The sequence below is a fragment of the Stenotrophomonas sp. NPDC078853 genome (genome assembly GCF_044901215.1).
GTDB classification, from domain to species: domain Bacteria; phylum Pseudomonadota; class Gammaproteobacteria; order Xanthomonadales; family Xanthomonadaceae; genus Stenotrophomonas; species Stenotrophomonas lacuserhaii.
Genome location: NZ_JBJDOQ010000003.1, coordinates 248,400 through 262,029, shown reverse-complemented (window position 1 = coordinate 262,029; position 13,630 = coordinate 248,400). Strand labels below are relative to the sequence as shown.

Annotated in this window: 10 protein-coding genes; 3 read left to right on the top strand and 7 right to left on the bottom strand. The window is 68.2% G+C overall.

Annotated elements, in window-relative coordinates; translation table 11 throughout:
- Position 1: 1 nt before the first annotated feature.
- The gene (locus ACI2JH_RS05025) at positions 2–571 is read right to left on the bottom strand and encodes a cytochrome b (protein ID WP_404735590.1); all 570 of its coding nucleotides are present in this window, start codon (positions 569–571) and stop codon (positions 2–4) included.
- The gene (locus ACI2JH_RS05020; protein WP_404735627.1) at positions 568–1,158 is read right to left on the bottom strand and encodes a YceI family protein; all 591 of its coding nucleotides are present in this window, start codon (positions 1,156–1,158) and stop codon (positions 568–570) included. Before ACI2JH_RS05020 ends, ACI2JH_RS05025 begins: the two co-directional genes overlap by 4 nt.
- A gap of 261 nt (positions 1,159–1,419) precedes the next feature.
- On the opposite strand from ACI2JH_RS05020, the gene ACI2JH_RS05015 reads away from it, so the two are divergent.
- Positions 1,420–4,968 carry an ATP-binding protein gene (locus ACI2JH_RS05015; protein WP_404735589.1) on the top strand — a complete coding sequence of 1,183 codons (3,549 nt, stop codon included), beginning with the start codon at positions 1,420–1,422 and terminating at the stop codon, positions 4,966–4,968.
- Positions 4,969–5,124: 156 nt separating this feature from the next.
- The gene (locus ACI2JH_RS05010) at positions 5,125–8,649 is read left to right on the top strand and encodes a two-component regulator propeller domain-containing protein (RefSeq protein ID WP_404735588.1); all 3,525 of its coding nucleotides are present in this window, start codon (positions 5,125–5,127) and stop codon (positions 8,647–8,649) included.
- A 54-nt stretch (positions 8,650–8,703) separates the two neighbouring features.
- On the opposite strand, the gene mdtD is transcribed toward ACI2JH_RS05010, so the two are convergent.
- The 5 genes from mdtD to ACI2JH_RS04985 form a co-directional block, all read right to left on the bottom strand.
- On the bottom strand, positions 8,704–10,101 hold the full coding sequence (gene mdtD, locus ACI2JH_RS05005) for a multidrug transporter subunit MdtD (RefSeq protein ID WP_319278579.1): 1,398 nt from the start codon (positions 10,099–10,101) through the stop codon (positions 8,704–8,706).
- Between the two features lie 95 nt (positions 10,102–10,196).
- Positions 10,197–11,270, bottom strand: coding sequence for a uroporphyrinogen decarboxylase (gene hemE, locus ACI2JH_RS05000; RefSeq protein ID WP_349999605.1), 1,074 nt, complete (start codon positions 11,268–11,270; stop codon positions 10,197–10,199).
- Between the two features lie 55 nt (positions 11,271–11,325).
- Entirely contained in the window at positions 11,326–11,565 is a 240-nt protein-coding gene (locus ACI2JH_RS04995) for a WGR domain-containing protein (protein WP_101099886.1), read from the bottom strand.
- 88 nt (positions 11,566–11,653) lie between these two features.
- Positions 11,654–12,766, bottom strand: coding sequence for a 3-dehydroquinate synthase (gene aroB / locus ACI2JH_RS04990; protein ID WP_404735587.1), 1,113 nt, complete (start codon positions 12,764–12,766; stop codon positions 11,654–11,656).
- A complete protein-coding gene (locus ACI2JH_RS04985) occupies positions 12,763–13,305 on the bottom strand; it encodes a shikimate kinase (RefSeq protein WP_319278570.1) in 543 nt (180 codons plus the stop codon). Before ACI2JH_RS04985 ends, aroB begins: the two co-directional genes overlap by 4 nt.
- A 97-nt stretch (positions 13,306–13,402) precedes the next feature.
- On the opposite strand from ACI2JH_RS04985, the gene ACI2JH_RS04980 reads away from it, so the two are divergent.
- Entirely contained in the window at positions 13,403–13,606 is a 204-nt protein-coding gene (locus tag ACI2JH_RS04980) for a dodecin family protein (protein ID WP_404735586.1), read from the top strand.
- Positions 13,607–13,630: the final 24 nt, after the last annotated feature.

The window sequence follows — 13,630 nt, the reverse complement described above, 5'->3', positions numbered from 1 at the left end:
ATCAGTCCTTCTGCGAAGAGGCGAGCCAGCCGCGCGGCAGCATGCGCGCCAGGGTGGCATCGCGTTGGAAAAAGTGGTGGTAGAGCGCGGCACCGGCATGCGCCAGCACCACTGCGATCAACAGCCAGAAACCATATTCATGGATGGCGTGGGAAACAGCTGCCTTCTGCGGATCCGGCGCCACCAGCTTGGGCACGTCGACCAGGCCGAACCAGCGGAACGGACGCAGCCCGCTTGCCGAGTCGTAGATCCAGCCGGACAACGGAATGGCGAACATCAGGACATACAGCAGCCCATGGGTAGCGCTGGCGATGCGTTCCTGCCAGGTTGGAGTGCCGGGCACCGCCGGCGGTGCGCCGGCATGCAGGCGCCAGCCCAGGCGCAGCACCACCAGCGCCAGCACACTGATGCCCAGTGATTTGTGCGCGGTGTAGACCCAGAAATACTTCGGCGTCTTCGGCAGCTCGCCCATGGTCAGGCCGACCACGCCAAGGGTGAGGATCAGCAATGCGATCAACCAGTGCAGGGATTGGCTCACGCCACCCCAGCGCTGCCCATTAGGACGGGTCATGGCGTGCTCCTGTCAGACGGCTCGGGCGGAACGGGGGCGGCGGAAGGTTCGTCATCACCGGCGTTGCGGTCGCGAACGGCCTCCGCTTCGATGCGCAGCTGCACGCTGTCGCCGATCATGCTGGACCATGCGGTGATGCCGAAGTCGCGGCGGCTGAGCGTGGCCGTCGCCGAGAAACCAGCGGTGCGGCGGAACGGCGGCAACGGATGCCGTTTGAGGGCGTTGAGCTTGACCTCCAGCACGACTTCACGGGTAACCCCACGAAGTGTCAGGTCTCCTTTGACGCGGGCATGGGTTTCACCGATCTGCTCGACGCTGGTGGACACGAAGCGTGCTTCGGGAAAGCGTTCGCCGTCGAGCAGGTTGCGTGCCAGCGCGGACTGGTTCCATTTGACATCGCCCAGGTCCAGGTGGGAGATCGGGATACGCACGTCCAGGCGGGAAGCGGCCCAGTCGGCGGGATCGAACGCCAATTCGCCCTCACTGCCGGATACGGTGCCCAGCGCATTGGAGAAGCCGGCATGTTCGATGGCGAACAGGACCCGTGTATGTACTGGGTCGAGCCGGTACGTCGGCGTGGCCGCCATGCTGACCGCGGGCAGCGCGGACAGCAGCAAGGCAAGGGTAAGGCGTCGCAGCACGCGGTGGGCTCCTGCAGGGGGACGTGACGATCATACGCACGCCACCGGCTTCGCGAGCAGCCACATGGCTGCAACAGATCATGGTGCCGATGGTCCTTGCCTGCCAAGGCCCGTCGGCAATGCCACCGCCAGCATCCCGCTCGCCGGACGCATCGTCAAGGCTGTGTGACAATCGCCTGCATCCAAGGGGGAGCGATGGCCAAGCACATGCATCAAGGACGGGCGCTGGGATGGCTGTTGGCAGTGGCCGGCCTGCTGTTGTCAGGGCTGTTCCCCTGCAAGGCGCAGGCGGGCGCGCAGGATGCCGCCGAAACCCCCCGGCTACGGCGGCTGGGCCCGGCGGAAGGCCTGCCATCGCGGATGGTCACGGCCTTGGCGCAGGACCGCCAGGGCTACATCTGGGCTGCGACCGATGGCGGATTGGCGCGTTATGACGGCGTGTCGCTGCGCAGCTGGCGGCATGATCCGCAGGCCGAGGGCAGCCTGCCTGGCGATGAGATCGAAACACTGCTGGTGGACGTCCAGGACCGCCTCTGGCTGGGCATAAACGGCGTGGGCCTGGTCCGCATGGGACCGGCCCGCGACGCCTTTGAAACGCTTGACGACGTCAACGAGGCCTGTGACGGACAGTTCTGGACCTTGGCCGAACACGACAAGGCGCTGTGGATCGGCACCAGCGCCTACGGGCTTTGCCGACGCGACGAAGCGGGCAAGGTGCAGCTGTTCCGTCATGATCCGCATGATCGGCACAGCATTCCCGGTGACACGGTCTTTTCCAGCCTGGTCGATGGGCGCGGACGCCTGTGGGTCGGTACCGAGCGGGGTGTCGCGCGCTGGAACGGCACTGGCTTTGATCGGATCGCGCCGGCGACCCTGGGCGCCACTGCGGTGCTGCGGCTCAGTCGCGATGCGGCCGGCGGCGTATGGGTTGGCACGCAGTCCGATGGCATGTTCCACATCGACGCGCACGATGCGGTCCAGCGTCCCCAGTGGTCACAGGGCGACACCCTGCGCTCCTCCAAGGTGCTGCATGATCGCCAGGGCGGCTTCTGGGTAGGCAGCTCAGATGGGCTGCTGCGCGGCGATGAGCAACGGCTGCGCCGGTTGGAAGGCGACCGTGGCAGTGGTTTCCTGACCGTGCACAGCGGCGTGGTGGATCTGCTGCAGGACCACGAAGGCGGCATCTGGATCGCCTTGTTGACCCAGGGGCTGGCTTACCTGCCGCCGGACTGGAAACGTTTCTCGACCTGGTACCAGCTGGACGGCAAGCCGCTGGACAGCCAGTACCTGCTGAGCGCGGCCAGCGACGGCACGGACTTCTACATCGGGGCGGCGCCGGGCGTGTATCGGCTAGATGCAAAGGGCACGCTGTCGCTGCTGGTCAGTGACCGGACCATCGGCAGCGGTGCGGTCTGGTCGCTGCTGCCGCGTCCCGAGGGCACCTTGTGGCTGGGGCGCGCAGGGCGCATCACGGTGTACGACCCCCGCCGCGGCAGCCATCGCGACTGGTTGATCCATGGCGGCGCGGACCTGCGCCAGCGCATCGACCTGATGCGCGCCGCCCCCGATGGAACGGTGTGGCTGTCAGTGATGAACCATGGCCTGCAGCACCGCGACGCGGGCGGGCGACTCCTGCAGGAAATACGTTCCAGCGATCTGCCTGGACGCAGTGAAGCGCCGATCGAACAGATCCGCTTCGATCCCCGTGGGCAGCCATGGGTGGTGGGCGACATGGGCGTGCTGCGCTTCCAGGACAGCGCGTTCCTGGCCGTGCCGGGCGTTTCGCGCGGGCCGATCTTCGATATCGCCTGGGTTTCGCCCACCGGTGTGTGGCTGGCACGGCAGGGGGCATTCGAACGCTACGACTGGGACGGCCTGGGCCTGAACCTGCGCGAGCAGGTTGCTGCGGCAGAAGGCGTGCCGCCGGTGTCGATCGGCGGACTGGTGCCCGCGGCCGACGGACAGATATGGGCCACCAGTTCGCGTGGCCTGATGCGTTGGGATCCGCTGGCGCGACAGCTGCGCATCTACACCGAGCGCGACGGATTGCCCGATGCGGAGTTCAACGGTCGCCCGCCTGCGCAGGATGCCGCAGGCAGGGTGTTGGCCGTATCGAAGATCGGCCTGGTAGGCTTCGATCCGAACCAGCCCGACGCACGGCTGCCGCCATCGCAGTTGGTGGTCGGTGCGTTGCGGGTGCGCCGCGACGATGGCGAAGGGTGGCAGGAGCTGCCCCTGGATGCCCCGGTCGTGCTGGGGCCGGATGATCGCGATCTGCAGATCAACGCACGCCTGCTCTCCTTCGCCAACCCGCTGAGCAACGCCTACCGCTTCCGCGTGGACGGGTATGACTTGAACTGGGTGCCGGCTGTCGACGGCGAGCGCACGCTGTCGCGCCTGCCCGCAGGCAGCTACCGCATCGAAGTGCAGGCGCGACGCGCCGGCGGCGACTGGACCATCGCCCCGGACCTGCGGATGGAGGTGCTTCCACCGTGGTGGCGCAGTGGCGCGGCGCTGCTGCTGTATGTGCTGGCCAGCGCGCTGCTGTTGGCTGCCCTGGCGTGGTACGTGCGGCTGCGGCTGCGTCGGCGCCAGCAGTGGCAGCTGACGCTGCACAAACAGCATCTTGCCGAACAGGCATCCCAGGCCAAGAGCCATTTCCTGGCCACGCTGGGCCATGAAGTACGCACGCCGATGACCGGTGTGCTGGGGATGAGCGAGCTGTTGCTGGACAGCCCGCTGGACGAGCAGCAGCGCGGCTATGCCGGGGCCATCCACCAGGCCGGCACGCACCTGTTGCGGTTGGTCAACGATGCGCTGGACCTTGCACGGATCGAGGCCGGCCGGCTTGAACTGGACATCCGCCCGTTCGGCCTGGAGGCACTGCTGGACGAAGTGCAGGGCCTGATGGAGCCGCTGGCAGGGCAGCGTGGGCTTGCCTTCCAGCGACAGGTGAACGTGCCCGGTCATGTCTCGGCCAGCGGCGATGAAATGCGGGTACGGCAGATCCTGATGAACCTGCTGGGCAACGCCATCAAATTCACCGAGCGTGGCGAGGTGCGCCTGGCGGTGCAGCTGTCCGATGGCGGGGCAGGAATCGTGTTCGAGGTCACCGACACCGGGCCGGGCATCAGTGTCGAGCAGCAGGCGCGTTTGTTCGAGCGCTTCGAACAGGCCGACGGACCGCGCACCGCCTCGCGCTTCGGCGGCTCCGGGCTGGGCCTGGCGATCTGCCAGGAGCTTGCCGTGGCAATGGGCGGCCGCATCGGCGTGCAGAGCCGGCCCGGCCAAGGTGCCTGTTTCCGTGTGGAACTGCCGCTGCCGTGGCAGATGGAGGCGCATCCCCCGGAGTCCGGCACCGGTCTGCTGTCGCTTGATCTGCCCGGGCTGGCGATACTGCTGGTGGAAGATGATCCAACCGTGGCCCGTGTCATCGTCGGCCTGCTGTCAGCGCGCGGGCACCGCGTGGTCCACGTACTGCATGGGCTGGCCGCGTTGGCAGAAGCCTCCACGGCGGCCTTCGACGTGGGGCTGCTCGACCTGGACCTGCCCGCACTGGACGGCCTGGCGCTGGCGCGGCAACTACGCGCGCTGGCGCATGAGTTCCCGCTGCTGGCGGTGACCGCGCGTTCGGATGCCTATGCCGAAGCAGACGTGCTGGCGGCGGGATTCGATGGCTTCCTGCGCAAGCCGGTGACCGGGGACATGTTGGTCGAAGCGATTGCCCGGGCGCGCCAGCGCCGACCTTCGCAGTGAAGCCACCGCCGACAACGGATGGGGCGTGCCGCGCCCTGCGCGAAGAGGCGGGCTTCGGTTTACCATGCCGGGACGGCGATGTGCTGTCGCATCCACCGCTGCGTTGAACGCGCGGTCTGGCAGGTGAGGGACGGCAATGCGGAGATGGCAAGGTTGATGGGTCTGCGTACGGCGATGACGCTGTTGCTGTCAGGCTGGCTGTTGCTTGCGCCTGCGCGTGCGTTGGCGCAGCCGGTTCCGCCTACGCCACGGCAGCTCACCGTATTCGACGGCCTGCCTTCCAACACCGTCAACCGGATGGCCGAAGACCGCCTGGGCTACCTCTGGATCGCCACCAACGACGGGCTGGCGCGGTTCGATGGCCGCAGCTATCGCATCTGGCGCGCCGAGGATGGCCTGCGCGACAACCGGATCTGGACGGTACTCGCCGATGCGCGCAACCAGTTGTGGATCGGTACGGAAAACGCCGGGTTGGTGCGCTTGTCCGCCGATCGCAAGCAGATGCATTTCTATGACCGCGCCAGCCAGCCGCTGCTGACCAGCAACACGGTCTGGAGTGTTGCCTCCACCCCTGATGGTGCGATCTGGTTCGGCACCTACGAGGGCGGCCTGTACCGCCTTGATGCGCAGGACAGACTGCAGCGGTTCCTGCCCGAGCCGGGCAACCCGCGCAGCCTGCCATCCAACAGCGTACCGTTCCTGGCAACGCTGCCGGACGGCACGCTGTGGGTCGGCACCAAGCGGGGCCTGGCGCGCTGGACCGGTACCGATTTCGAGCGCATGCCGGACGCGCTGCCCGCAGATGCAGTGATCAACGGGATGACTGCGGACGCCGATGGCAGCCTGTGGATCAACACGCTCGGCAGTGTGATCGTGCGGCGTGCCGACGGACGTTTCGAACCCGCGCCCTGGCCGGTCCCGGACAACGACCAGGTGCTCGGGGTGATGCTGCACGACGAGCAGGGGGGCTACTGGCTGGACACCCGTTCCGGGCTTGGGCGCGGCGTTGATGGCCATTACCAGCAGGTGCCGCTCTACAGTGCACTGGCGCGCGGCCGGGTGCGCCCGAACTGGACTGGCGCATTCCAGGACCGCGAAGGCGGCATCTGGCTGGCCAGCACCAATGCCGGCTTGTGGCACCTGCTGCCGCGCTGGTGGCAGTTTTCGGTACTGGCACGGCTGGAAGACGAGCCGTCATCGCTGCGCAACGCCTTCGTGCTGGGCACGGCCGCCTCGCGCGATGGGGGCGTGTGGACGGTTGGGGGCCATGGCGCGCTGGACAAGCTGGACCCGCTGACCGGGAAAGTGCAGCAGCACCTGACCTGGGTCAACGGCAACCACTGGTTGATGTCGGTGGCCGAGGACGCGCGCGGGCGGGTCTGGATCGGCTCGATGGACGCCCTGCAGCGCTATGACCCGGCCAGCCGCCGGGTGCTGCGCTGGGGCAGGGACGCGGGCAAGGATGCGGTGATGGAGGGCAACGTCCAGGACATCGCGGTGTGCGCTGACCAGGTCTGGACGATGTCGCCTGCCGGTGTGCAGGCGCGCGACCTGGACGGACACCTGCTGCACGACGTACCGCTGGGGCAGGGGGGGCTGCAGTCCGGACAGCTTGCCACCAGCCTGGAATGCGGGCCTCGCGGCCGACCGTGGCTGACCAGCAGTGCCGGCGTGCAGGAGTGGGATGCGCTGGGTGCGCGTTTCGTCCAGGTCGATGGTGGTCCATCGGGTGCGGTGCACGCCATGGTGCTGGCGGCCGACGACCAGGTCTGGCTCTCCCAGGATGGTCGCCTGGTCCAGCATCGGTGGAACGGCAATGCGCTACAGCGCCACCGGGCGATCGGCGCGGTGCAGGGCTATCCGGCGCTGGCGGCCAACGGACTGGCGGTCGACGCCGGCGGTATCGTCTGGGCCAGCAGCCCACGCGGCATGCTGCGGGTGGATCCGCGCACGCCGAGCGTGCGCCTTTACGGCGTGCACGACGGCCTGCCAAGCCAGGAATTCCGCGAAAACACGCTGGTCTCCGCCACCGGTGGACACCTGCTGGCCGGCACGCCGGCCGGGCTGGTGGTGTTTGATCCGCTCAAGGTGGGGCCGCCAACGCGGCAGGCGCCGCTGGTGATCGAACGGGTCGAGGTAAGCCGCGGTGACAAGGTGGTCGACCTGACCCACGCTGCCGCGGTGACCATCGAAGATGGCGACCGTGACCTGCACATCGTGGCGCGACTGCTTTCCTTCAGTGATGCGGCATCGAATGTCTATCGCTTCCGGCTGGCTGGCTACGACCCGGATTGGGTGGATGGCGGGGCGGGCGGAGAGCGGGTGTTCTCGGCGCTGCCGCCGGGCCGCTACGCACTGGAAGTGCAGGCGCGTTCTGCCGACCACGTCTGGTCGCGGATCCAGACGCTCGAGTTCCAGGTGCTGCCACCCTGGTGGCGAAGCGTCACCGGTGTGCTGGTGCTGGCCGCAGCGTCGCTGTTGCTGCTGAGCGGCTTCGCGTGGTTGTATCGGCGGCGCCTGCATCGGCGCCACGATTACCAGATGGCCGTGCACAAGCAGGAAGTGGCAGAGCAGGCATCAGCGGCCAAGACCCGCTTCCTGGCCAATCTGGGACACGAGGTGCGCACGCCGATGACCGGTGTCCTGGGCATGACCGAACTGCTGCTGTCATCGCCACTGGACACCCGCCAGCGCAGCCAGGCCGAATCGATCCGCAGCGCCGGCGAGCACCTGTTGCTGCTGGTCAACGATGCGCTGGACCTGGCGCGGATCGAGTCCGGTCGCCTGGAGCTGCAGGCGCAGAGCATCGACCTGCACGCGCTGCTTGCCGAGGTGCAGGCACTTACCGCGCCGCTGGCCCGTCAGAAGGCGGTGCAGTTCACCTTGTACAACGAGCTGGCCCCGGGTCTGGCCGCAGAGGGTGATCCGCTGCGGGTGAGGCAGATCCTGCTGAACCTGCTCGGCAATGCAGTGAAGTTCACCCAGCGCGGTTCGATCACCCTGCTGGCGCGCGCTGGCGACCACGCATGCGGCCTCTGCTTCGAGGTCGCCGACACCGGCCCCGGCATCAGCCACGAGCTGCAGAAGCGCCTGTTCCGGCGCTTTGAACAGGCCGACGGCGCACGTACCGCAGCCCAGTACGGCGGGAGTGGGCTGGGCTTGGCGATCAGCCGTGAGCTGGCGCTGGCGATGGGCGGTGACATCATCGTGGAAAGCCAGCTGGGACGCGGCACGCGTTTCCGCGTGGAGCTGCCGCTGCCGTTGCACCCGCTTGAGGCTGCCGATGCGCCGGCCGCGGACGGGCGACGGACACCGGCGCTTCCGCTGCGCATCCTGCTGGTGGAGGACGATCCGACCGTTGCCGAGGTGGTCGGTGGCCTGCTGCGCGCGCGCGGGCACGAGGTGGTGCATGCCGAGCACGCCCTGGCGGCGCTGCGCGAGATGGCCGGTGAGCGCTTCGACATCGGCCTGCTCGACCTCGACCTGCCTGGGCTGAGCGGCTTCGACCTGGCACTGCACCTGCGCAACCAGGGGCACGCGCTGCCGTTGTTGGCGGTGACAGCGCGCACCGATGGCGATCTGGCCGAGCGCGTCGCCGCTGCGGACATGCAGGGCTTCCTGCGCAAGCCGGTGACCGGGGATCTGCTGGCCGAAGCCATCGCACGGGCGATGTCGGCGTAGTGCGATCCCTCGTGCCGACCCTGGTCGGCACCGCCATATCGCCCGCCTGCAGACCTATTCGGCCACTTCCTCGATCTGCTTCGGCTCCGGACCGGTATCGGGCAGCTGCCAGAAGATCAGCGTGGAGGTCAGTGTGATCGCGCCCACGCACAGGAACGTGGCGTGCAGGGCCGCGGTGGCGCCATGTGACTCCAGTGGCGCGAAGGCCGCCAGCAGGCTGCCGGCGGCAGCAGCGCCGAAGCCGGCCGCCAGCATCATCACCATCGACAGCAGGCTGTTGCCCGCGCTGGCAAAGCCCACGTCCAGGTCGCGCAGGGTCACGGTGTTCATGACCGTGAACTGCAGCGAATTGACCGCGCCGAACAGTGCCAGCTGCAGCAGTCGCCAGCCCAGCGGCTGTTCCGGCGACATCAGCGCGAAGCTGGCCATCGCGATGCCTACCAGGACGGTGTTGGTCATCAGCACCCGACGATAACCGAAGCGCTCCACCAGCTTGACCGCCAGCCGCTTGGCGACCATGCCGGCCGCTGCGACCGGGATCATCATCAGGCCGGCATTCATCGGGCTCATGCCCATGCCGACCTGCAGCAGCAGCGGAATCAGCAGCGGCATGGCGCTGCTGCCGATGCGCGAGAACAGATTGCCGAGAATGCCGATGCGGTAGCTGGGCACGCGGAACAGGGCAAGCGAGAACAGCGGCGCGGTGGAGTTGGCTGCGTGCAGCCAGTAGCCGACCAGCGCGGCCAGGCCGGCCACCGTCATCAGCATCACCAGCGCATGCGGGGTACCCATCCCGGAGATGCCATCCAGGGCCAGCGACAGCACCACCATGCCGAAGGCCAGCATCAGGTAGCCGCGCAGGTCGAAGCGGCTGCGATGGGCGGCGTAGTGGTCGGGCATGACCTTCATGGCCACGAAATAACCGATCACCCCGATCGGCAGGTTGATCAGGAATACCCAGTGCCAGGAGGCGACTTCGACCAGCCAGCCGCCCAGCGTGGGGCCGATCAGCGGACCGATCAGCGCCGGGATCGCGATGAAGCTCATCGCGCGCAGGAAATCTTCCCGCGGCACCGAACGCATCACCGCCAGCCGACCGACCGGCAGGAGCATGGCCCCGCCGATGCCCTGCAGCACGCGTGCGGCGACCAGCTGGTGCAGGCTCTGCGCCAGGGCGCAGGCCAACGACCCGAGGGTGAACAGAATGATCGCGACCAGGAACGTGCGGCGAGTGCCGAAGCGGTCGGCTATCCAGCCCGATGCGGGAATGAAGGTGGCCACCGCAAGCGCGTAGCTGAACACCACCGACTGCATCTGCAGGGGGCTTTCGCCCAGGCTGCGCGCCATCGCCGGCAGTGCCGTGTTGACGATGGTGGAGTCCAGCATCTGCATGAAGATCGCCAGCGACACCAGCCACAGCAGGGGACGGATGGAGGCGTAGCTTGCTGTCATCGGGCCGGGATCCGCGCGATCGGGAGGCGCCATCATCGCCGAAGGGCGGTCATGGCGCGATCAACGCACGCCTTGCCGCCACGTCGGGAAAAGCGTCAGCGCGCGCTGAGCCGGTGCACGGCATCCACCAGCACCTGCACGCTGGCCGGATCCATGTCCGGCGACATGCCATGGCCGAGGTTGAACACGTGGCCTTCGCGCGACCCGCCATTGCCGGCCGCATAGGTATCCAGCACGCGCCCTGCCGCCGTGGTGATCGCTTCGGGGCTGGCATACAGGGTGGTCGGGTCCAGGTTGCCCTGCAGCGCGACCCTTCCGCCGGTACGGCGCACGGCCTCGTCCAGGTCCAGCGTCCAGTCCAGGCCGAGCGCATCGGCGCCGGTGTGCGACAGCGCTTCAAGGTGCAGGCCCGTCCCTTTGCCGAACAGGATCAGCGGCGTGCGCTCGCTGCCCTGGCCGCGTTCGAGTTCGGCGGAGATCCGCTGCAGGTAGCGCAGTGAGAACTCCCGGTACATCGCCGGGGACAGCACGCCGCCCCAGGTGTCGAAGACCTGCAGCGCCTGCGCGCCGGCCGCGCGCTGGGCGCCAAGGTAGGCGATCACCGCATCGGTCACCACCTCCAGCAGCCGATGCAGTTCCTGCGGGTGGTTCAGCGCCATCGCCTTGATGCGCGCGAAATCCTTGCTGCCGCCGCCTTCCACCATGTAGCAGGCCAGCGTCCACGGGCTGCCGGAAAAACCGATCAGCGGCACCTGGCCATCCAGTTCGCGCCGGATCACCCGCACCGCGTCCATGACATAGCGCAGTTCCTGCTCCATGTCCGGCACCGCCAGTCGGGCGATGGCGGCGGTATCGCGGACCGGATGCCGGAACTTGGGACCCTCGCCCTCGACGAAGTACAGCTCCAGGCCCATCGCATCGGGGATGGTCAGGATGTCGGAGAACAGGATCGCCGCGTCCAGCGGGAAGCGGCGCAGTGGCTGCAGGGTGACTTCGCAGGCGATCTCCGGATTCTTCGCCATGGCCAGGAAGCTGCCGGCCTTGGCGCGCGTGGCGCGGTACTCCGGCAGGTAGCGGCCGGCCTGGCGCATCAGCCAGACGGGGGTTTGGTCTACCGGTTCGCGACGCAGGGCGCGCAGCAGGCGATCATTGCGGAGGGGACTGGTCACGTAAGGGTGTTCCTTGTGCGGGTGGGGCGTGGGGCGCTGTTCCGGGATGGGGCGATCAGGCGCTGCAGTGGAGGACTGCATAGCCTCGATGCAGCTCTGCATCGCGCGCTTTGTCGAAGGCCGCGCGGGCCTCGGCCTCTTCCAGGTACAGCTCGCGTCGAAGCTGCGAGCGACTGCCGATGCGGCCCGATTCGCGCAGCAGTTCCCAGCCGCCGAACAGGTCGGGCAGCAGGGTCAGGCGCAGGAAGCGGGGCGCCTCGGAGCCGATCGCGGGTTGTTGCAGGAAGGCATGCATGGCGCAAGTGTAGCGCCGGGCCACGCCCGGCGGCTCACGCTGGCGGCGGTGCGCACCTGCGGGTTCCCCGGCGTACAGCTGCGTCCGCTCAACCGCTGGCCAGCACGTCCAGCACCGCGTCGTCCTGCACGTCGGCCACGACTTCAGCGTGTCCGATGCCACGCCACAGCACCAGCCGCAGGCGTCCGGCCACGTTCTTCTTGTCCAGCCGCATGCGCTCCAACAGCGCCTGCGGCGCCAGGCCGGCGGGAAGGGCGACCGGCAGCTGCAGGGACTGCAGCAGCGCCACCAGGCGATCGGCATCGGCGGCCGGTGCCCGCCCCAGTGCGGTGGAAAGCCGCGCCGCCAGCACCATGCCGACCGCGACCGCTTCGCCATGGTTGAGCGCATCGCGGCCCGGGGCGGCATAGCCCTGCTCGGTCTCGATCGCATGGCCGAAGGTGTGGCCGAGGTTGAGCAGGGCGCGCTCGCCTTTTTCCCGCGGGTCGCGTTCGACGATCGCCGCCTTGTGCGCGCAGCTGCGCGCAATGGCTTCGGCAAGCAGGCTGCTGTCGCCGGCGACAAGGCCCTGGGCGTGCTGCTGCAGCCAGGCGAAGAACACCAGATCGCCGAGTGCCCCGTACTTGACCACCTCGGCCAGCCCTGCGCGCAGCTCGCGCGCCGGCAGCGTGGCCAGCACGTCCGTATCGGCAACCACCGCGCGCGGTGGATGGAAAGCGCCCACCAGGTTCTTGCCTGCGGGCAGGTCCACGGCGGTCTTGCCGCCCACCGACGAATCGACCATCGCCAGCAGCGTGGTGGGAAGCTGGACGCAGTCCACGCCGCGCATCCAGCAGGCAGCCGCGAAGCCGGACAGGTCGCCGACCACGCCGCCCCCCAGCGCAAACACGCAGGCATCGCGGGTGGCGCCCAGGGCGGCCAGTGCTTCGATGGCACGTCCGAACTCGGCAAGGTTCTTGGAAGCCTCGCCTGCCGGCAGAACGTGTTCGCCGATGCTCAGGTCCGGTCGCGCCTGCAGCAGTGCGCTGCGTACGCCGGCCAGGTACAGCGGGGCGACCTCGCTGTCGCTGACAAGCAGAACGTGGCGGCCGCGCACATGGCGGGCCAGCGCAGGTCCATCGGCCAGCTGGCCGGGGCCGATCGTGATGGAATAGGGATGCTCGCCGCCGACGGCGACGTGCAGGTGGGGGATGTCGGTCATGCGATGAGGTCCTGTCGCTGCCAGTGCGCGGCCAGCTTCACCACCAGATGGGAAGTGGCTTCGGCAGCGGTGTAGAGGTCGGTGTCCAGGGTCAGGTCGGCCAGCTGCCGATACAGCGGATCGCGATGGTAGGCCAGGTCCTGCAGCACCTGTTCGCGGTCCGGCCGCTGCAGCAGCGGGCGGCCTTTGTCACGTGCCAGGCGTTCCAGCTGGGCGGCCACGCTGACCCGCAGGTAGACCACGTAGCCATGCGCGGCGATCGCCTCCCGGTTGCCCGCATCCAGCACCGCGCCGCCGCCGGTGGACACCAGCTGGCCATGGCCGGCCAGCACCTGCTGCAGGGCCTGGCGTTCGTGCTGGCGGAAGCCGGCTTCGCCGGCCAGTTCGAACAGGGTGGGAATGCTGGCCCCGGCGTTGTCGACGATGACCTGGTCCAGGTCGATGAAGTCCAGCGTGAACCGCTCGGCGAGGCGACGGCCGATGCAGGTTTTGCCGGCCCCCATGGGGCCGATCAGGATCAGGTTCGGTGCTGGATTCATGCCTTGTGATGCTAACACCTCCGTGACATTCCTTTACGCCTCCACGGCCCAGCCTTGGCCGGCGCGGACTCTCCCGCGCGCCACCCGGAGCAGCACCATGTCGGTCGCCAAGGTCATCGAAATCAATGCCTCGTCCAAGACCAGTGTCGAAGATGCGGTACGCAGCGGCCTGAAAAAGGTTTCCGAGAGCGTGAAGAACATCCAGGGCGCCTGGATCAACGAGACCAAGGTGGTAACCAGCGGCAACGGTGAAATCACCGAGTGGCGGGTCAGCCTGAAGGTCACCTTCCTGGTGGAATGAAGGCTCAGGGCCGGGGCGGTCGCA

Coding starts and splice junctions, on each gene's coding strand:
- ACI2JH_RS05025 (WP_404735590.1), bottom strand. CDS start 571: ATGACCCGTCCTAATGGGCAGCGCTGGGGTGGCGTGAGCCAATCCCTG.
- ACI2JH_RS05020 (WP_404735627.1), bottom strand. CDS start 1,158: ATGGCGGCCACGCCGACGTACCGGCTCGACCCAGTACATACACGGGTC.
- ACI2JH_RS05015 (WP_404735589.1), top strand. CDS start 1,420: ATGCATCAAGGACGGGCGCTGGGATGGCTGTTGGCAGTGGCCGGCCTG.
- ACI2JH_RS05010 (WP_404735588.1), top strand. CDS start 5,125: ATGGGTCTGCGTACGGCGATGACGCTGTTGCTGTCAGGCTGGCTGTTG.
- mdtD (WP_319278579.1), bottom strand. CDS start 10,101: ATGACAGCAAGCTACGCCTCCATCCGTCCCCTGCTGTGGCTGGTGTCG.
- ACI2JH_RS04995 (WP_101099886.1), bottom strand. CDS start 11,565: ATGCATGCCTTCCTGCAACAACCCGCGATCGGCTCCGAGGCGCCCCGC.
- aroB (WP_404735587.1), bottom strand. CDS start 12,766: ATGACCGACATCCCCCACCTGCACGTCGCCGTCGGCGGCGAGCATCCC.
- ACI2JH_RS04985 (WP_319278570.1), bottom strand. CDS start 13,305: ATGAATCCAGCACCGAACCTGATCCTGATCGGCCCCATGGGGGCCGGC.
- ACI2JH_RS04980 (WP_404735586.1), top strand. CDS start 13,403: ATGTCGGTCGCCAAGGTCATCGAAATCAATGCCTCGTCCAAGACCAGT.